Origin of the sequence: Desulfofundulus sp. TPOSR, from assembly GCF_011393055.1 — a bacterium.
Classification (GTDB): domain Bacteria; phylum Bacillota; class Desulfotomaculia; order Desulfotomaculales; family Desulfovirgulaceae; genus Desulfofundulus; species Desulfofundulus kuznetsovii.
Genome location: NZ_JAAOEF010000001.1, coordinates 1,277,565 through 1,296,450 on the forward strand (window position 1 = coordinate 1,277,565; position 18,886 = coordinate 1,296,450).

14 protein-coding genes are annotated in these 18,886 nt (G+C 53.1%); 6 read left to right on the forward strand and 8 right to left on the reverse strand.

Annotated elements, in window-relative coordinates; translation table 11 throughout:
• Positions 1–336: 336 nt before the first annotated feature.
• The 6 genes from G7K71_RS06240 to G7K71_RS06265 all read right to left on the reverse strand — a co-directional run bounded on the left by G7K71_RS06240 (position 337) and on the right by G7K71_RS06265 (position 6,532).
• A complete protein-coding gene (locus G7K71_RS06240; RefSeq protein ID WP_166344305.1) occupies positions 337–1,101 on the reverse strand; it encodes a class I SAM-dependent methyltransferase in 765 nt (254 codons plus the stop codon).
• A 40-nt stretch (positions 1,102–1,141) separates the two neighbouring features.
• The gene (locus tag G7K71_RS06245) at positions 1,142–2,143 is read right to left on the reverse strand and encodes an ABC transporter ATP-binding protein (RefSeq protein WP_166344307.1); all 1,002 of its coding nucleotides are present in this window, start codon (positions 2,141–2,143) and stop codon (positions 1,142–1,144) included.
• The gene (locus tag G7K71_RS06250; protein WP_313884896.1) at positions 2,136–3,071 is read right to left on the reverse strand and encodes an ABC transporter ATP-binding protein; all 936 of its coding nucleotides are present in this window, start codon (positions 3,069–3,071) and stop codon (positions 2,136–2,138) included. Before G7K71_RS06250 ends, G7K71_RS06245 begins: the two co-directional genes overlap by 8 nt.
• An 18-nt stretch (positions 3,072–3,089) precedes the next feature.
• Positions 3,090–3,929, reverse strand: a complete 840-nt coding sequence (gene nikC, locus G7K71_RS06255) for a nickel transporter permease (RefSeq protein ID WP_243174583.1) — start codon at positions 3,927–3,929, stop codon at positions 3,090–3,092.
• Positions 3,930–3,933: 4 nt separating this feature from the next.
• Positions 3,934–4,875, reverse strand: coding sequence for a nickel ABC transporter permease (nikB, locus tag G7K71_RS06260; protein WP_166344311.1), 942 nt, complete (start codon positions 4,873–4,875; stop codon positions 3,934–3,936).
• 82 nt (positions 4,876–4,957) lie between these two features.
• Positions 4,958–6,532, reverse strand: coding sequence for an ABC transporter substrate-binding protein (locus G7K71_RS06265; protein ID WP_166344313.1), 1,575 nt, complete (start codon positions 6,530–6,532; stop codon positions 4,958–4,960).
• 687 nt (positions 6,533–7,219) lie between these two features.
• Here G7K71_RS06265 and G7K71_RS06270 point away from each other — a divergent pair.
• The 6 genes from G7K71_RS06270 to G7K71_RS06295 all read left to right on the forward strand — a co-directional run bounded on the left by G7K71_RS06270 (position 7,220) and on the right by G7K71_RS06295 (position 13,987).
• On the forward strand, positions 7,220–7,843 hold the full coding sequence (locus G7K71_RS06270; protein ID WP_166344315.1) for a TetR/AcrR family transcriptional regulator: 624 nt from the start codon (positions 7,220–7,222) through the stop codon (positions 7,841–7,843).
• Between the two features lie 145 nt (positions 7,844–7,988).
• Positions 7,989–9,179, forward strand: a complete 1,191-nt coding sequence (locus G7K71_RS06275) for an efflux RND transporter periplasmic adaptor subunit (protein ID WP_166344317.1) — start codon at positions 7,989–7,991, stop codon at positions 9,177–9,179.
• Positions 9,166–12,297: an efflux RND transporter permease subunit gene (locus G7K71_RS06280; RefSeq protein WP_166344319.1), complete on the forward strand. Its 3,132-nt coding sequence runs from the start codon at positions 9,166–9,168 to the stop codon at positions 12,295–12,297. The genes G7K71_RS06275 and G7K71_RS06280 overlap by 14 nt, the downstream gene beginning before the upstream one ends.
• Before the next feature lie 69 nt (positions 12,298–12,366).
• Positions 12,367–12,657: a PG0541 family transporter-associated protein gene (locus tag G7K71_RS06285; protein ID WP_166344320.1), complete on the forward strand. Its 291-nt coding sequence runs from the start codon at positions 12,367–12,369 to the stop codon at positions 12,655–12,657.
• A 420-nt stretch (positions 12,658–13,077) separates the two neighbouring features.
• Positions 13,078–13,503 (forward strand): nucleotidyltransferase family protein, encoded by a 426-nt coding sequence (locus G7K71_RS06290; RefSeq protein WP_166344322.1) that lies wholly within the window; start codon positions 13,078–13,080, stop codon positions 13,501–13,503.
• Positions 13,487–13,987: a hypothetical protein gene (locus tag G7K71_RS06295; protein ID WP_166344324.1), complete on the forward strand. Its 501-nt coding sequence runs from the start codon at positions 13,487–13,489 to the stop codon at positions 13,985–13,987. The genes G7K71_RS06290 and G7K71_RS06295 overlap by 17 nt, the downstream gene beginning before the upstream one ends.
• Here the strand turns inward: G7K71_RS06295 and G7K71_RS06300 are convergent.
• Together G7K71_RS06300 and G7K71_RS06305 are read right to left on the reverse strand one after the other, a co-directional pair.
• Entirely contained in the window at positions 13,984–14,835 is an 852-nt protein-coding gene (locus G7K71_RS06300) for a cyanophycinase (protein ID WP_166344326.1), read from the reverse strand. The genes G7K71_RS06295 and G7K71_RS06300 overlap by 4 nt on opposite strands.
• Positions 14,836–14,965: 130 nt before the next feature.
• A complete protein-coding gene (locus G7K71_RS06305; RefSeq protein ID WP_166344328.1) occupies positions 14,966–18,877 on the reverse strand; it encodes a helicase-related protein in 3,912 nt (1,303 codons plus the stop codon).
• Positions 18,878–18,886 lie beyond the last annotated feature (9 nt).

Consider the following 18,886-nt stretch of genomic DNA (forward strand, 5'->3'; position numbering starts at 1 on the left):
ACAGGACCGGCAGGAGTTCAAAACCACTGCGGCTTCCTGCCCGCTACCAGGTACCGCTGGTGGGCGTAAACCAGGCAATATCGCAGGAGCATGGCCTTTTTTTGGGGCCTCCACCACCCGAGTTAAAGGTTGTACGGCAATGCTCCCGGGTTTGAGCACCCGTAAGCTGCAACTCTACTGTCCCAGTATCTGGCGATTTTTCCTTCAAAGCCGTTCCTGCCAGCCCGTTCAACCCCTATCAATTCGTCTTCCGAGCGCCGCACGCCGGCACGTATCTTCACAGCGGAGGCACCTGATACATACCGCAATAACAATTTGCGTTAACTGGACATGGGTTCAATGAGGGCAATTAGTCGCCATAAGCAAAAACTCCTCTCCACGGAAATAGCCATACTTGAGGTACCCCAAAAACGTATCCCAGCGCGGAATGTCTACCTTCGTTACCTCCACCCGGAACCCCAGGCCTCTAAGTATCTCGATGTCTGCCTCAGGACGCTTCTTTTGCCTCATCGGCAGGTATTTTTCCATCTGCCGGTGCCCCCGCCCGGCCCAGGGATTCCTTCTTTCTGTTAAAAGGATAAGTAACTGGGCAAAAAAGCGCCATACTTTTTTGTATAACGGCGCCGTTCTGCCCCAGTTGCTGTCAATAATGATCAGTTTTCCCCCGGGTCGCAAAACTCTTTTCCATTCTGCCATCGCTTTTTCCGGATCAGGTAGCGACCAAACGACGTGCCTGTTAATAACGACATCAAAAGAATTATTTTTAAAAGGTAATACCTCCGCGTCGCCGACCCGGAATTCTACAGCAAGATTCAGTTTTTTTGCCTTCTCCCTGGCCTTCTGCACCATTTGCTCAGCAATATCTACACCCGTCACCCTATGCCCTAATTCGGCCAGGAGTAGTGCAACGACCCCGGTACCTGTTCCCACATCCAGGATTTCAAGCCTTTTATCCCCCAGTACCCCTTTTAAAAGGGCAATCCAGGCGTCTTTTTCTCTGGCGGTATGAATGCCGTGTCCCGGCGACCTGTCAAAGGTATCCGCTCTGCGGTTCCACCTTTGCCTTATCATTTCCTTTATTTGCGCGTCTTGAACCGTCATAACCATCTCTCCCCCTTAAGACCGCTGTTAAGATTTAAGATTAAAGAAAGCAAACTTTCCCCGTCACATTCGCCTGGACAGGAACAAGATCTTTAAAGCGGTGGCAGGCCACCCGGTGATCAGGAGCGGAGACCGTCAGCGGGGGCTCCTTCTCCCGGCAGATTTTTTCCGCGTGCGGGCAACGGTCTTGAAACGAGCAACCACCAGTTTTTTCAAGGTTAACTTCAGGCGATACACGATTAAGGCTCGCTATCCTCCACGTTCTCCCGGCTTCAGGGTCGGGAACCAATATGGCGCCTAATAAAGCTCGGGTATAGGGATGACAGGGACTGCCAAAGATACTCTCTGTTTTCCCTTCTTCAACGATTTTCCCCCGGTACATTACCGCAATCCGGTCGCTCATCCAGCGGGCGACATTCAGGTCGTGAGAAATAAAAACGCAGGTGAATTGAAACCGGCGCTGCAGCTCCTTTAAAAGAGTAAGTACCTGAGCCTGAACGGATACATCCAGCGAAGAAGTTGGTTCATCAGCCACGATGAGTTCCGGTTGAAGAGCGAGTACCCGCGCCAGTGCCACTCTCTGGAGTTGCCCGCCGCTAAGTTCAAAGGGGTACCGGTTTAGGTGTTCCGGGTGCAACCCGACAGTTTCAATTAACTCCAAAACCCGGTCAATAATTTCCCTGCCCCGGGCCAACCGGTTAAGCTTAAAAGGTTCGCCCAGGCTATCCCTGATTTTCCAGCGGGGGTTAAAGGCCATATCGGGGTCCTGAAAAATGATCTGTATCTTCGGCCTTAACTTTCTCAGTTTCCGGGGGTCTAGCCGGGTAAGTTCTATCCCGTTAAAAAGAATCCGGCCGGCGGTGGGTTCTATAAGCCTCACAATCATCTTTCCAACCGTGGTTTTGCCGCAACCGCTCTCACCCACCAGGCCCAGGGTTTGTCCTTTATTAACCCTAAAAGAAACTCCTCTAACCACTTCTATAGATCTCCGGCGGAAAATCCCGCTCGTAAAAACTTTTTCAATCCCCACCACTTCAAGCATAAAAACACCTCACCCCGTGGTCCATACCTATCCTTTGTACCAAAGGAGGTTCATGTGCGCATTTTTTGCGTGCCTTTTTACAGCGGGGGTGGAAACTACAGCCCGACGGCAGGTTTATCAAGGAAGGGCTGAAACCCTTGGTGGCTATAAGTCCATTACTGGGATGGGAGTCCAGCAGCGCGCGAGTGTAGGGATGCCGCGGATTTCTAAATACTTCTCCGGTACGACCGTACTCGACGATTTTACCGGCGTACATTACGGCCAGGCGGTCCGTCAGTGCTGCAGCCACCCCCAGATCGTGTGTAATTAACAACATCGAGCGGGGTGGGGAAACACCCTTTGTTACCGCATGCAGCAATTCCACAATCTGTACCTGAATGGTAACATCCAGTCCCCTGGTAGGTTCGTCGGCAATAAGAAGGGAAGGAGCGCAGGCGAGACCGATGGCAATCATGGCCCGCTGCCGCATTCCTCCACTTAATTCATGGGGGTAACTGCGGATCCACTTCGCCGGGATACCCGTCAGTTCCAGAAGTTCTCCTGCCCTCTGCCAGGCTGCTTTTCTCTTCAGTCCCTGGTGTTCCCGAAGCACTTCCGCAATCTGTTCGCCAATGCTCAAGGCCGGGTTTAAAGAACTCAAAGGATTTTGAAATATCATTGATACCTGTCGTCCCCGGACCTTCCGCATCTCCTCCTCCGGCAATGCCAGAAGGTTTTGTCCCCGGTATAAAACCTCACCACTTACCGCAGCAGTTTTGGGAAGCAGACGGGTTATCGCCAGTCCTAATACGGTTTTCCCGGAACCGGTCTCACCCACAAGCCCGAGTATTTCCCCGGGATATAACTCCAGATCCACCCCGTCTGCCGCTTTAACAAATCCGTCCGCTGATTTGAAGTAAACCCGAAGGTTGGTAATTTTCAGGAGCACCACATAACCTCCTCCCTGCTACACATTCAGCACTTCCCGTGCCCGCGGATCTAAAACATCCCTCAAACCTTCACCCAGGAGATTGAAGGAGAGAACGGACAAAGTTATAGCCAGTCCTGGGAAAATCATCACGTGTGGATGCGTAAAGATGAACTGTTTGCCCTCGCTTAACATGGCGCCCCATTCCGGCGTAGGAACCTGTACACCCAGACCCAGGAAGCTTAATGCAGCAATAGACAGGATTGTATGACTAACGTGAAGAGTAGCCAGAACGAGTAAAGGAGGAAAAGCGTTAGGTATGATGTGCCGCATAATTATGTACATGCTGCTCCCCCCGAGAGCCTTAGCGGCACCGATGAACCCCTGCTCTTTGATGGACAGCACAAGACCCCGAGATACCCTCGTGTAGCCAACCCAACCGAGGGCAACCAGAGCAAGAATAAGATTTTGAACGGAAGGACCCAGCACCCCCACTATACAAAGCGCCAGGATGATATTAGGAAAAGCCAGCAAGATATCCACAATACGCATGATCAACTCGTCTATCAAACCCCCAAAATATCCAGCAATGGATCCAATCATCATACCCAGAAGCAGGTTAATTGATACCACTACCAGCGCGAGAAACAGGGAGTACCTGGTTCCAAAAACGACCCTGCTGAAAATGTCTCTTCCAAAGCCGTCTGTACCCATCAGGTGGTGCTCGCCGGGGGGCAGGAGGCGTTCTTCCACCTTTACATCATCAGGGTCATACGGAGCAATAAAGGGAGCAAATACAGCCAGTGCCATGAAGCCAAATATTAAGATACTGCCTGTCAGCAACATCTTTTTACCCCTGGTTGCTTCCAGAATGTACAAGTAATTAACTCCTCCCCTCATATCTTACCCGCGGGTCCAGATAAACATATAGAATATCCACCAGTAGATTAACCAGTACATATATCGCGGCAATGATTAGAACAAACCCCTGAATAACGGGATAATCCCGGGCGTATATGGAATCAACGAAAAACTTACCTATGCCGGGCCAGGAGAATACGGTCTCGACTATCACTGCTCCAGCCAACAAGTGCCCCAGCTGAGTACCGAGAATGGTTACAACCGGAATCAGGGCGTTTTTCAAGGCGTGCTTCCAGACGATGACCACTTCTCTGAGACCTTTGGCCTTTGCGGTTTTGATATAGTCAAGGTTTAACACCTCCAGCATGCTGGTCCTCACGAATCGCATCAGGGAAGCAGTAATTCCCACGGCAAGCGTAACCACCGGTAAAACGAGATGCCTTACGGTACCGTGGCCAAAACAGGGCAGCCACCCCAGGGCCAGCGAAAAGCACAGCATCAACATCAACCCAAGCCAAAACTCGGGAATGGATACCCCTGCTAAAGACACAACCCGGATTATGTGATCGAAAAGTGAATTGGGTTTTGTAGCGGCAAAAACCCCTATTGGGAGTCCAATGATCACCGAAAGGGCCATTGCAGCTACGGCCAGTTGAAAGGTAGCACCAAATCTGGCCGTGAACTCTTCCAATACGGGTTCCCCCGTCCTGAGAGAAACACCTAATTTACCGTGGGTGAGTAAATACAACCACTGTAAGCATTGGACAAGAAAGGGCCGGTTCAAATCGTGCCGTTTCATAAATAGTTCTATCTCGTCGTAGGTGGGATCCAGCCCGCTCTGCTGTCTGAGAATAGTTTCAGCCGGGTTTCCCGGAGCAGAGAAAAGAAGGGAAAAAGAAAGAAACGACGCGATCAGCATTACAAAAACGGCTGATACCAACCTTTGGATGAGCAGTCTTCTCATACACTATATTTCCTTTCTTCCCGCCGGGCCGGGGAAAACCGGCCCGGCACGGACTTGAAATTTGCGTCTCTCGTGTTGCATTTTATTTAACTTCAATGTGCTGAAGTTCCATATCGAACATGGTCGGGGCGGGTTTGAACCCGGATACGTTATCCCGGTAAGCGACCACTTTTACGATATCGTAGAGGGGAATGCAAGGAGCCTCCTGGTGCAGTATCTCCCATATTTCATCACAAATTTTTTTGCGTTCACTTTCATCAGGGTTACTCCAGGCTTTTTCGATCAACCGGTCCAGTTCCTGAGCATGGTAAGCGGCAGGCCAGCTTTTAGATCTGGAATGGTACTTCTGGCCGATGCCAATACCGCCGGGGATCGAGGGCAAACAACCGCTGTGGTGCACAAACATGTCGTATTCTCCTTTTTCCGATCTATCCCAGGCCGCCCCGCTTTCCAGGGTGAGCAGCTTCATCTGAACCCCGATCTTCTTCAACTCCGACTGCACGAAAACAGCCACAGCATCGGCGTTTGCCTCCCCTGCCGGGATCAGCAGTTCAAAAACAAAGGGTTTTCCATTTTTGTCCAGAATCCCATCTCCGTCCGTGTCCTTCCACCCTGCCTCAGCCAGCAGTTGTTTTGCTTTTTCCGGGTCGTAACCGTACTTCTGCTTAACGTTAGACGGGCCGTACTTAAACCACGGGGCGGTTATCGTGTATGCCGGCTCGGGAAGCCCCCCGAAGAGTTCTTTGACCATTTTTTCTCTGTCAATAGCTAAATTTAAAGCCAGCCTTACCTTTTTATCGTTGAATGGCTCTTTCTGGCAATTAAACTCCAACACTTGATACCGGCCGTAAGATGTTTCCTCTACCTTAATTCCCGCCTTTCTGAGGCCTGGAACCTCCACGTAAGGTATGCTGGAATGATGTTCTGTAATCCCAATCATGTCAATTTCTCCTGCCTTGAGAGCCACGATCTGGGCATGCGGGTCAGGTATCGTTTTCCAGATAACCTTGTCCACCTTGGGCTTATTGCCCCAATAGTCGTCGTTACGGGCCAGGACCGCCTGTTTATCTTTCTCGTAATCTACCAGCTTGAACGGTCCCGTCCCAATCAACTTAGTCAGTTTACCATCCACGCTCCCCACAGGTTCCACGGCTTCAGGGCAAATCACCGGACTGGTCCATCCGCTGGCCAGGTCGAGCAAAAATGGAGCGTAGTATTCTTTAAAGTATACTTTCAAAGTATTATCGTCCGGTGTCTCTATCTTTTCAACATAGTTTCCGAAAGGCGCATTGTTCGCTATCCACTGAAAAGCAAATTTTGCCGTAGAAGCATCGAGTACTGTCCCATTGTGGAACTTAACCCCTTTTCGCAAGTGAAAAGTGTATGTTTTCCCATCCTCAGATACGTCCCAGGATTCTGCCAGTTGCGGAACAGGATTTCCTTCGCGATCAACACCGACAAGACGTTCAAAAATCAAATTTTTGCCCTCCTGTGCTTCCTTAAAATCATATACTGCTCCCAGCCTTAACACCTTCTCCCCTTTGGCAGCCGGAGCCTGATCGCCAGTTTTTGCACAACCTGAAGCTACGGAAATTAAAAACAGGCTGATTAAAGCGATGGTTACGGTTCTTAAATAATCCTTCATCCTCAGTCGCATTTTCGTTCCTCCTCGCCGGTATTACTTTCAAAGTTTAGGGCGCACTCTACCCCGAAAATAAATTTTCTTCCTTCTGCCGGTGCCGCCAAAAACAGCATGGGCGCCTTATGACAAACGACGTCCCGGACCTTATGTTAAAATAATTGCGGCACCTGTTCACCTGCGCATGTTGCAGAAAACCGGTGTGGCACTGTATACATGGCAAAATGGCACGGCAACAGGTGCCCCTTCATCACCTCCTTCAAGACAGGGTAATTGGGAATCCACCAAAGAACCAGAGAAAAACAAAGGCCACGGAAACCCACACCCCGCTCCGGCGAGGCGCAAAGGGCCTTCGTGGCCTCAAAACAAATACCCTTTTAAAATCGCTCTGCCCTTCTGGACAGGGCGTTACATCTTAACGGTTATGGCACATTGTTACACATCCTAAAAACCAGTGGCTTTGGCCACTCCCTGTTAAAAAGATTCGCTCTATTTCCCCAGATTCCTTCCTTACTTTACATTTAACTTTCCCACAGCCACGCGCTTTATTTTTACCCGGCAGAACCGGTTCCAATCGGCTTTCCTCCCCGTCTGTTTTAGCAATTTCTCCCGGGTAGCGCTTGACAAAAAAATCGTAATGCTATACAGTGAACTTAAAGTTCATTTTGTGATGCCAGCTTCATACATCTTTACCTGGGGGCTGCTATGAAAAAGGATAAACTTTCCAGAAAGGAACGGGAACAACTGCAGCGCCGGGCGGAAATCCTGCAGGCTGCGCTGGAATTATTCTCGCAAAAGGGTTATCATAACGTTTCCATGCACGAAATAGCCGCACGGGCAGAATTTGCCGTGGGCACTCTTTATAAGTTCTTCAAAAATAAGGAGGAACTGTATAAAGAGATTTTAATGCAGACGGCAATGCTGTTTTATTCTGCTTTATCGAAAGCGCTGGAAGAAAAGGGGGACGAACATGCCAGGGTAAAAAATTTTCTAAAAACAAAATGTAAACTTTTTATGGAAAACATCCTGTCGGTGCGGCTTTACTTTTCAGTGTCGGGTGCCGGTGTGAGCTTTAACGTCAGGAGGGGGTTAGAAACTGAGCTGCGCAGTTTCTATGACCAGCTAATCCAGAAGCTGGCTACAGTTTTTGAAAAGGGCATTCAAAAGAAGATTTTCCGCCCGCTTGACCCGTATTACCTGGCTTTGGCCCTTGACAGTATAAGCAATGCCTTTCTTTTTTGCTGGATGGAAAACCCCGATAGACATCCCGTTGACACAGACCTGATCGAAGAAATCTTCTTTGAACGAATATATCTGGTACACCGGTAAGGAGTTTTATGGTCGCGCCAAAGGGGAGCGGCGCGCAACCCGGAGGAACCGCACCCACGGTGAATTTAACCGGATGGCGGCCAGCTTCCCCTAAACGAAGGTGCCGGAGGGGATCTTGCGCCGGGCGGCGAAGGAGGTTATCGTTTTGGAAGACAAGGTGGCTCTCAAAAGCAAAACAGGGATCATCATTGCTTTTATCTTGATCTTGCTCTTTGTTGGGTTTGCTGCCTTTAATTACGTTCGGCAAAGCGAAAAGGAAAAGATTACTGTTAACAAAATGGAAACCGTACCCGTACAGGTGGCCGAAGCAAGGTTAACGAACCTGCAACAGGTACTGGAACTGACAGGAGAAATCAAACCAGCAGCCGTGGTAGATGTTCACCCCAAGATTGGGGGGGAGATTATTGAGAAAATATATGTAGAAACCGGCGATTATGTTAAAAAAGGAGACCTGATAGCTGTTTTGGAAGATGATGTCATAAAAGCCCAGCTTGAAGAGGCAACGGCAGGCCTGGCTGCAGCGGAGGCCGGGTTAAGGCAGAGCGAGGCGAATCTGGAACTGTTAGAAAAAGACCGCCTGCGTGTGGAAAATCTTTACCAGGCAAATGCTGTATCCAAACAGGAACTGGATCATATAAATGCCCAGTACAAGGCTGCCGTTGAATCAAAGAAACTCGCGGGTGCCCAGGTTGAGAAGGCGAAAGCAGTTTTAAACCAGCTGCAGGTACTTTACCGCGAGTACAGTATATATGCACCCATTTCGGGATTTGTAGCCGCCCGTTACGTGGAGCAGGGGAACCGGACAGATACGGCGAAACCGGTGATTCGCATTTCCCGGGAAGATGAGCTGAAAATCATCTGCAGCGTAACAGAAAAAGACTTCCCCCATCTCAAAAAGGGAATGGAAGCAGAAATAACCGTAGATGCTTTCCCCGGAAAAGTTTTTAAAGGGGTTGTCTCGGTTATCAACCCGACCATCGACCCGGCTACCCGGACAGCCGGGATTGAAATACATATCCCCAATAAGGAGTATAAGCTTCGTTCCGGCATGTTTGCCCATATTAAATTATATTTAGGCGAACGGAAAGCCCTGGCAGTTCCCACCGAATCCCTGAATAAAATGCCGGGAACGGGAAGCTATTTTGTATATATCGTTAAAGATAACAAAGCAATCTTAAAAAACGTAAAAACGGGCATCAGTCAGGGTAATATTACCGAGATAACCGATGGTTTAACTGAAAAAGATCTGGTCGTTACCAGAGGGCAGAACCGGCTTTATGACGGTGCACGCGTTTCTATAGAGGAAAGAGGTGCTTCGGGCAGTGAGGCTTCCTGAGTTCTCTGTTAAACAGCCGGTGGCCACTTTAATGCTTTTCCTGGCCGTAATTATTCTGGGAGCACTTTCTCTAACCAGGCTCCCCATCGATCTGCTTCCGGACATCGAACCGCCGGTGGTAAGTGTCCTGACCGCCTGGCCGGGAGCCAGCGCTTCCGACGTGGAAACGGAAATCACCGAGCACATTGAAGATCAGCTCAATATGGTAAATAATTTGGATACGCTCACCTCCAAGTCCCTGGATAATCTCTCCCTGGTATCCTGTAAGTTTGAGTGGGGCACGGATCTGGAGGAAGCTACCAACGACATACGGGACAAGCTGGATCTGGCCAAAAGGAAACTGCCGGACGATGCAGAAGAACCGGTAATTTTTAAGTTCAGCAGCGCCAGCATCCCCATCCTGGTAATGACCGTCACCGGGGATACCAGCTGGCCGAGGCTTTATTATCTGACCGAGAAAAAGATTGCCGACGAATTAAAACGCGTTCCGGGAGTTGGTGCCATTCAACTGTACGGAGGTATGGAGAGGCAAATAAATGTTCATTTCGATCTTCAAAAAATAGACGGTTATCACCTGAATTTGTTACAAGTAAAGCAGGTTCTGGCGGCAGAAAACTTAAACCTGCCGGCCGGCAGTATAAAATCCGGTACGCAGGAATACTTTGTCCGGATTCCAGCCAGGTACAGGGACGTAGAGGAAATAAAAAATACGGTCGTCGGCTATTTTAGCGGCAGACCTGTTTACCTTAAGGACGTCGCCGAAGTGGAAGACGCCTATAAAGAACAAACCGTAAACGGATGGGCGGACGGGAAGAAGGCCATCGTTCTTATTTTACAAAAGCAGGCCGGTAAAAATACCGTAAAAGTTGTTCAGGGTGTCAAGGATAAACTTAAAGAAATAGAAAAAAACCTGCCCACCGACGTGAAAATCAATACCGTAATGGACAGTTCCGAAGATATTTTACGTTCCGTTAAAACTTTACAGGATGAATTAATAAGAGCTATTTTGCTTGTAATAATCGTAACCATTCTCTTTTTAAGGAGAGTTAAGGCGGCTGCCATCATCGCCCTGACCATTCCCTTTTCCCTGCTGGCTGCCTTCATCCCGCTCTCTTTATTTGGTCATACTATAAACCTGATTTCGCTGATGTCACTTGCCATTGCCTGCGGCCTGGTGGTCGATGACGGGATTGTGATCCTGGAGAATATCACCCGCCACCTGGAGCGCGGCGGCCGGCCGAAAACCAGCGCCATTTATGGTGCAAGCGAAGTGGGCATGGCCGTGACGGCTTCCACCATGACAGTCGTGGTGGTTTTTGTTCCGCTGATGTTTGTGGGGGGGATTACAGGGACGCTTTTTAAGGAACTGGGGTTTGTGATTGTCGTGACCCTGCTGGCTTCCCTTTTTACTGCCCTCTCCATGACGCCGATGCTGGCCTCAAAGTGGCTGGGAGCCGGCAATAAAGAATCCGCGGCAAAAGAAAGCCTCGGGAGCAAATTTTACACAACTATAGAGAAATATCTGGTTCTTATTGAAGATGCTTACAGCCGCGTCCTCACCTGGGCCCTGGCCCACAAAAAGACCGTAATTACCCTGGCCGTCTCGATTTTTGCCAGCAGCCTCGCCCTGGTTCCTTTTATAGGCACCAGTTTTGTACCGGATATGGATTCCGGGGATGTAAACATTGAATTCCGCCTGCCGGAAGGAACAAGGATAGAAGAAACAAACAGGGTTATTGAAAAAATGCTGCAAACCATCAATAAAGTAGTAAAACCGGAAGAATTGAGGCACTCTTACGCTTTTGACGGGCAGAGCGAAGAAGGGTTTGGCGCAGCCCTGGGCATGGACGAAGGACCCAATGTGGGAACGATTGGTTTTAAACTGGTGGACAGAGATAAGCGGGAGCGCAGCGCTCACGATATCGCCAGCAAATTAAGAGAACAACTGGAAAGAATACCGGGCATAAGCCGGATGAAGGTTACTGCCACGAGTCCGATTTCCTCACTCATGATGGGCGGAGGAAAGCCCATTATCATTGAAGTTGCAGGCCCCGACCTGAAGACCAATCTCGAAGTGGCAGAACAGGTGAAAAAGATTGTTAAGGAAGTTCCCGGCACGGTGGATGTTTCCCTCAGCCAAAAAGATCCCCGGCCGGAACTCTGGATAGAGGTAGATCGCCAGAAAGCAGCCTCTTTCGGGCTAAACATTGCTACGATCGCAGGTACGGTCCGCAACTATTTTTATGGCGATAATCCTACCGAATTCCGCGATGCAGGCGATAGCTTTGATATTTTCACCCGCCTGAGCGAGGTGGACAAAAACAAGCTGGAAAATTTGCCGGAAGTGCCGATTTTTACTCCCGACGGCAGGATGATTAAATTGAAAAATATCGCCGAAATAAAAAGTGGTGAGGGACCTGTAGAAATTGAAAGGAAAAACCGCCAGCGGATCGTCAAGGTAGAGGCAGACAGGTACGGCCGTTCTCTGGGGGAAATCACCAACGACATCAGAGATGCTCTTAAAAATATGGATATACCGCCGGGGGTTTCAGTCAGCTTCGGCGGAGAAGTTGAAGAGCAGCAAAAAGCCTTTAAGGACCTCAGCCTGCTGCTGGTCCTGGGAATTGTTCTTGTTTACATGGTTATGGCCTCGTTGTACGGCAATTTCCGGGATCCCCTGATCGTGATGTTTTCTGTGCCCTTTGCTTTAACGGGGGTATTTTACGCCTTTTATTTGACCGGGACGACCTTAAGCCTGGTTTCTTTCATGGGCATCATCATGTTAACCGGGATTGTAGTTAAAAACGCCATTATTTTGGTCGACTATACCCACCTGTTGCAAAGCAGGGGCCAGCCTTTACGGGAAGCAATAACCAATGCCGGGCGCAACAGGTTAAGGCCAATCCTGATGACTACCGCCGCCATGTTTTTCGGCATGCTGCCGCTGGCCATTTCCCGGGGGGTAGGGGCGGAATTATGGAACCCGCTGGGAATCACCATGATGGGAGGGCTGGCCGTGTCCACCCTGGTCACCCTAGTGCTGATCCCGACGGTTTACTGCCTGTTTGAGGAGAGAAAACTCCGCAAGGCGTCCGGCATTCAAAAGGTAAGCGCATAACTCTCCTGATGACCTGCACATAAGGGTATGCGGTTTTTGCCAGGTTCTGTTTTCTAAAGGGGTGCGGTGATGAAACTGCTTTTTATTACCTATGATGTGGATTTTGACGAGGACGTAATGGAGATGCTCAATTCGCTGGGGGTTACGGGCTTTACCAAATGGGACAGGGTACTGGGCAAAGGGGAAAACAGTGAGCCCAGGCTGGACGATCCGGTATGGCCGGGGTTCAACTGTGCCGTAGCGGCGGTAGTCGGCGATGACGATCAAGAAAGGATCCTGGCGGAGCTTAAAAAATTTTCCTTACGGCTTGACGGGAAGGGTTTTAAGGTCTTTGTGCTGCCGGTTTTAACGGTTATTTAGCAAACCAAAGCAAGCGCGAAAGTAAACCACCCGGCACTCAGACTTCTGAGTGCCGGGTTACGTCTTCCTCACAATTCGGCCCTCCGCGAGGCCAGGCAAAGAATTACCCAATATTTGGACATTTATTCCAGTTGTTTTACGCCGCACTAAACTGCTTCGCATATTGAAATGCCCCACTATTTCCCGAATCAATTTGAAAATCTACAAAGCTTGGATAAGCACTTCCTGAATGAAGACTGGAAAGGGAAAGTGGATTTCGCAGCCGGTACACCCGGGGATTTATTTGCAGGAGCTGGTATCCCTTTTGAGAGAAGAAAATACACAAGACAAGTGAAATTCTCCTTGAGCCTGTGTTATAATAATTTTACTTTAGAAGAAATAACCAGGTCCTCAAATATTTTTATGTTGGGGGACAACCTGATGGACGAAGCGGTTTTTCAACAATACGCAAAAGCCTGGCGCAAAAGGCAAAGAGACGAGGAAAGGAAGCGGAGAAAGAGACTGCGACAGGCCAGGGAAACAGCCGGAAAATTGGCCGAAATGCTTGTTCAGGATTACGGAGCCAAAGAAGTCTGGCTTTTTGGTTCGCTGATCCGGTCAGGCAGTTTCCACAGGAACTCCGACATCGATCTTGCCGCCGCCGGTCTGCCAGCGCAGGAATTCTTCCGGATTATCGCGCGGCTCAATGCCGCTACCGAATTTGCCGTTGATTTAGTTGATCTGGATGCCTGCCCTCCCTGGCTGGCGGCAGCCATCAGAAAGGAAGGAAAGCTGCTTGGGGGGAAACAATTAGAACCACCATTTTGCGAAAAAGAAACGGGTGGATTTCATGCGGGCCAGAACTAAAGAAGACCTTCTCTCCCTGGTGGGTCAGCTGGACCACATTATGAAAGCCCTGCGGCTAACTGTCGAAGAAGCAGAAGCAAAAGAGCGGGAATTCAGTACGGTCATTCCCACCCCCTTCGAACTGCGCGGGCTCGGCAGCCTGCTCCATGATTTTTATACGGCTGTCGAGGACGTTTTCGAGGCTATTGCCGGAGATGTTAACGGCAGTCTTCCGCAGGGAACGACCTGGCACAAAGAATTGCTGGTGAAAATGTCCATCCCCATTCCCGGGCTCCGTCCAGCGGTTATTTCCGAAGAATTGCGCTGGAAACTGGACGAGTATCTCCGTTTCCGCCACGTCTTCAGAAACGTCTACGGCTACCTGCTCGACTGGAAACGCATACGGCCTCTCCTGGAGAACCTGGACTCCGTATACCAGCAGTTCACCCGGGAAGTTGCCGCCTTCCGGTCCTTCCTGATGCGCCTTGCCGGCGAACTGGATTAAAGCGGGCCACAAGCCATTCTGCTGCCGGGAGAGTAAGGTTTTCCGGCTTTAAAATCATAGCCGTAGCCCTGCGGCAGAACGTGCAGGGTTACCCCGGTGAGGGCCAGCATGGGCTGGGGGTGTAAATCGGAAGCGTTGGTATGCGTGATGGTCCGCCCGTCCACCACCGTCACCGTGCCGGAACCCAGCACGTTAAAACGACCGTCCGGCGAAACTACGATGGCCGTATCTTCATCAATACCGATACCCAGAACATGGGGATTATGGGCCACGGCGGCAAGAAGCCGGCCGATGCGCCCCCGCTGGGCGAAATGCTGGTCAATCACCACGCCGCTGATAAGCCCCAGGCCGGGGGCCATTTTCACCGTATTCTTTCCGGGAGAAAGTCCGCCCCTGCCGCCCGTGATCATGATCTCGCCCATGGCCGCCGCACCGGCACTGGTACCGCCGATCACCACTCCCCCAAGGCTGGCGGCCTCCAAAGCATGTTCAAAGAGGGTCTTCCCCAGGATCCTGGCAATCCGCAACTGGTCGCCCCCGGTAAAAAAAATGCCCGTAGCCCGCTGCAAAATGGCGGCATGGCGCAGGTCCCCGGCCTTTTCCCGGCTGTCCAGGTGAACCGGCGAAACTTCCCCTGCCCCCAGCCTCAGGAATACCAGGCGGTATGCCTCACCCACTTCCCCGGGCAGACGGGTGGCCGTGGTAATCACCACAATGCTTGCCCGTTCTCCCCCGGCCAGGCGGACGAACTCGCGCAGGATGCGGCATTCCCCGTCCTTGTCTTCAGCCCCGCCGATGAGCAGAAAAGGCCCGCCGGTGCCTTTTTGTAAGAGTCCATTTACTGCCATTTAAGACACCCCGCTTGATAACCCATTTACAATTGTTTTACGCTGCACCAAAAAAATTAATCATCCTATAAAAAAAAGCCGGGTAATTTATACCCAGGAGCTTATCCATTATCAAAAGCTAAAGGACTGTCTAACGTATTTGCCGCCATCTGGCCTCTGCTTCGCGCTGCAGGCGCGCCAGCACCGTATCAACGCGGAGCTCGCTTTTGCGCACCTTCATACTGTCTGCCAGGCGGCTGGCGGCGTCGACGGCCGCCCGGGCCAGGACGCGCGGCACCAGAACATTAGCTTTGCCGCCGGCACCGGGCACCTGGCAGTCGAATAGCAGCTCCCCGGCAATCGCCCTGAGGACCTCCGCCGGCAGCCCGCCGGCAAGAATTTGTTCCCGCTCCTCGATCAGGGAACCAACTTCGCGCAGAACGGGCCAGAAAAGCGCCCCTTCCCCGGCAGGCCGCGCCCTGGTCTCAAGAAGGTCACGGATCACCAGGAAATTGAACATCTCCTGCGCCCGGGCGGCGCGGATGTTCTCCCGTTCGATCCGCTCCGCCGCCAGGCAGGGTGCGAACTCTTCCACGGCCAGTAGCTCCAGTTTTTCCCGCAGCGGTGCGACCTCAGCTTCTGTCAGGGATTCCGCCTCCGCCAGGTAAAGACCCTCCAGGTCGCTCCACCCCCGGATGAGCCGGACCTCGCGCACGCCACCGGCCCCGCGGCAGGCCGCCGCGTAACCCACCATCTCCACATCATTCATGCCGGGAACTTTAACGGCCATCCGCCGCACGCACCCGGGCAGCCCGAACCTGCCGAACTGTTCCAGGACGGCATCGAAGAAGGGATCGCCGTACGAAGCAAAATGAACGCGCACTCCACCGCCGGCCAGGCCTTCCTCGTAAAGCTCGCGGGAAACGGTGAGGACTGCTCCATCTGGCACGCCGTCTATACCGGAAAGCGTAAGATGCGGCCCGGGCTCCAGGGATACGGTACATCCCAGGGTCCGCAGGTACTGCGATCCGCTCAGGGCCTCCCATATGGCCGGCAGGTCCACCGGGGCGGCCCACCCGTCGTCAAACCGGGCTGTGCGCATGTAGATTTCGTAAAGTTCTTCCGGGCGGATCTCCATGCTCTCCACCCGCCGGCGCTGGACCTCAATCCTTTCCCGGGCGCGGGCCCACAGTCCTTCGGCAGTGAGCTTTCCTTCGGCCAGCTCCTGAAAATCTTCCGGTCCCACCGGGAGCAAAGAGATCTGCTGCGTGCCCACGATCATGTTGGCCTGGGCCAGGCGGGACAGCAGGCGGATATAAACCTCTTCCTCGGCACTACCCGAATAACAGAGGTTGAGAACATGGATGTCCTCGTGCTTCTGCCCGATGCGGTCGATGCGCCCGATCCGCTGCTCCACTTTCATCGGGTTCCAGCCCAGATCGTAGTTGACCAGCAGGTCGGCGGTCTGCAGGTTTAAACCTTCCGCCGCCGCATCCGTACAGACAAGGACGTCGATCTCGCCGCGCAGGAACCGCTCCTTCACCTCTTCGTGGTCCACCGGGATCATCTTTCCAGATCCGGGGTCGAAATACCCGGCTTCCCGCCCTGCATAGGTGCCGATGAGCATCTGGGGATCAGCCTGGCGCAGCCGGGTTACGATATCCCTGAGCGTATCGTAAAAACGGGTGAAGACGACGGTCTGCCGGATGCGCCCGGTCTGCCGGTCCCGGCGCCGGTTTAGCGTGTCAAGAAGCACCTTCATTTTGGACGGCAGTCCGGTAATATCGGCCATTTCCTCGAGCATGGTTTTAAGGCGGTCCCGCTCCCATTCCAGGTCAGCCGGAGTCCTGTTCTTCAACAGGGATTCGGAGGCTAAGGGCAGATCGTCCTCGATTTCATCCTCAAATACCGGATGCGCAAGCGGGAAAAATTCAGGTTCGGGTTCACCTGCCTCTTCAACGAGCTGATTTTTTAACGTGGCTACCACCTTGCCCAGGCGCCGCCGCAGGGTCTCGCGGAGCGCATACAGGCTGGAGGCGAACCGGAGGCGCAAAAAGCTCAGCAGGAAACTGACCATCTGGCGGGTCTGCTGGTCTTTACGCCCGCTGAGCTGGCCGGCCAGGCCGGCGCAGTATTCTTCCAGCCGATCGTAGATACGCCGCTCCAGCGGGGTAAAGACGATCCGGGGCACAGGCAAAATGTGGCGCCGGGGGAGGTTCTGCTGCAGCTGCCCGTTGTCGCGGTAGATTTCCAGCAGGCGCCGGGTATGGCGCAGCATCACCCGCGAGAGCGGCGACGCGCTGAAAATCAGGCGGTACATTAACTCCCGGTCCCTGCCCCGGGGAACCCGCCCGTATTCAAGCCACTGCCGCACCGCCGTCCGGATGCGCCCGTCGATGACACTTTTCTCGAGAAAATCCCAGAGCACCGGGTCCTGCATTTTCACTGCCCGCACGGCACGCCGCAGGAACTCCCACTCCTGAACGCCGGCCTTCTCCCCGCGCACGAGCCTGCCCAGGATCTCGTAATACTGCATGGTCAACGTTGGGTCGAACTGGAAGGCACCGGCCCGGTTGGTCAGGGCCAGCAGGTCGCACACCTCCACGGGGTCGATCTGCATGGGTGTGGCGGTGGCCAGCCACAGGCTGCGCGCCCTGGTCCGCAGGTAATCGCGCACAGCCAGGTAGAGGTGCCCGTATTCCGGGTGCTCCTGCAGGCCACCCTGGGGGTTCTTCCTCCGGAGCGCGTGCGCTTCATCCACCAGGGCAATGTCGAATGGTACGGCGCTCTTGAGGGCCGCTGCCCGTTCCCGGCGGGCGAGCAACCCCGTGGACACGATGACCAGGTCCGGCTCGTAAATCGACGCCGCCGCCCGGTTCTCTGCAAACGGAAAGATGTATTCATGGGAGATCTCCGGACTGGTGCGCGCCCGGCCGAAGGAAAGCAGGACCTTGGACGCCATCTGGCGCTGCCACTGCCGGGTAAGACTTGCCGGTGCGGCAATGAGGATGCGCTTCACCAGGCCCGAAAGGTACAGGGAGCGGAACGCCAGCCCGGCTTCGATGGTCTTTCCCAGGCCGACCTCGTCGCAGAGCAGGTAGGAGTGCGGCCAGGTTTCCACCAGCCTGCGCACGACGACGGCCTGATGCGGCCACGGTTCGACAGGCGCGGTCTCCATACCCACGAACCGGCCGCCGGGCATTTTCGGCGCGTCGCGCAAAACGGCAAACCGCAGCCGCTCCATGGCCGGAGGCGGTTCAACCACCCCGGAGGCGGCACTCGTGCCGTCAATCTCCACCGGGCGGTCAATTCCTTCCGCAATCCGAACCAGGCGCCGCCTGACCGCTTCCGGCAGGGTCATTACCGGCAGGTGGGGGACCCGGCCCTGCCAGAGGTTTTCAAAAGCTTCCACGGCTTCATCGACCCGCCGGCGGTCCGTCTCCCCCCACCAGTCGCAGTGGACATCGATATTCTCGGCATTAAGGATAAGCGCCGTTTTTGATTCGTTGAGCGTACCCGCCCCGTACAGGCGGTTGCCGAATTCATCGTGCAGAACAAACCATTTTTCGTGCACGTAGCCGTCGTCCACCGCATCGAAGGGAAGCGGCTCGCCGGTCTCCCTGTGCACCCGGAAAGCCACGCGCACCTCCAGGTAGCCGTGGGCCACCATCCAGGCCAAAAGCGTTACGCCGTTTTGCACGCCCTCCGGCCAGGACGCAGGCCGGTCGAGCTCACCATTCAGCCTCGCCGCCAGCCGCTCCCTGTCACCGGCCAGGATGGCCCTTATGTCTTCCGGTTCCAGGTCGGCGCCGACGATGAGGCGCATTTTGCCCCGCCGGCCGGCAAAGGCAGAGAATCCCGCTGATGCGGCGGCCAGGGAGGACGAGCGAAAGTACCCGGCCACGCGGTCGTACCGCACCGCAAGGCGAAGGGCGGGTATGTAAAAATCGTGCAGCATGTCCACCGGGCGGCCGTCGATGAGAGTCGAAGATGTTTTGTAGGAGAGGAGCCAGCGGCGGGACCGCAGGCCCTTTCCTTCCGGAGAGGAACCAGTTGACTCCATTGGACTCTT

What these genes read in the sequence shown, in the direction of transcription:
- G7K71_RS06295 (WP_166344324.1), top strand. Translation starts at nt 13,487, where the DNA reads ATGCGGGCCAGAACTAAAGAAGACCTTCTCTCCCTGGTGGGTCAGCTG.
- G7K71_RS06270 (WP_166344315.1), top strand. Translation starts at nt 7,220, where the DNA reads ATGAAAAAGGATAAACTTTCCAGAAAGGAACGGGAACAACTGCAGCGC.
- G7K71_RS06305 (WP_166344328.1), bottom strand. Translation starts at nt 18,877, where the DNA reads ATGGAGTCAACTGGTTCCTCTCCGGAAGGAAAGGGCCTGCGGTCCCGC.
- G7K71_RS06265 (WP_166344313.1), bottom strand. Translation starts at nt 6,532, where the DNA reads ATGCGACTGAGGATGAAGGATTATTTAAGAACCGTAACCATCGCTTTA.
- G7K71_RS06290 (WP_166344322.1), top strand. Translation starts at nt 13,078, where the DNA reads ATGGACGAAGCGGTTTTTCAACAATACGCAAAAGCCTGGCGCAAAAGG.
- G7K71_RS06285 (WP_166344320.1), top strand. Translation starts at nt 12,367, where the DNA reads ATGAAACTGCTTTTTATTACCTATGATGTGGATTTTGACGAGGACGTA.
- G7K71_RS06245 (WP_166344307.1), bottom strand. Translation starts at nt 2,143, where the DNA reads ATGCTTGAAGTGGTGGGGATTGAAAAAGTTTTTACGAGCGGGATTTTC.
- nikB (WP_166344311.1), bottom strand. Translation starts at nt 4,875, where the DNA reads ATGAGAAGACTGCTCATCCAAAGGTTGGTATCAGCCGTTTTTGTAATG.
- G7K71_RS06240 (WP_166344305.1), bottom strand. Translation starts at nt 1,101, where the DNA reads ATGACGGTTCAAGACGCGCAAATAAAGGAAATGATAAGGCAAAGGTGG.
- G7K71_RS06300 (WP_166344326.1), bottom strand. Translation starts at nt 14,835, where the DNA reads ATGGCAGTAAATGGACTCTTACAAAAAGGCACCGGCGGGCCTTTTCTG.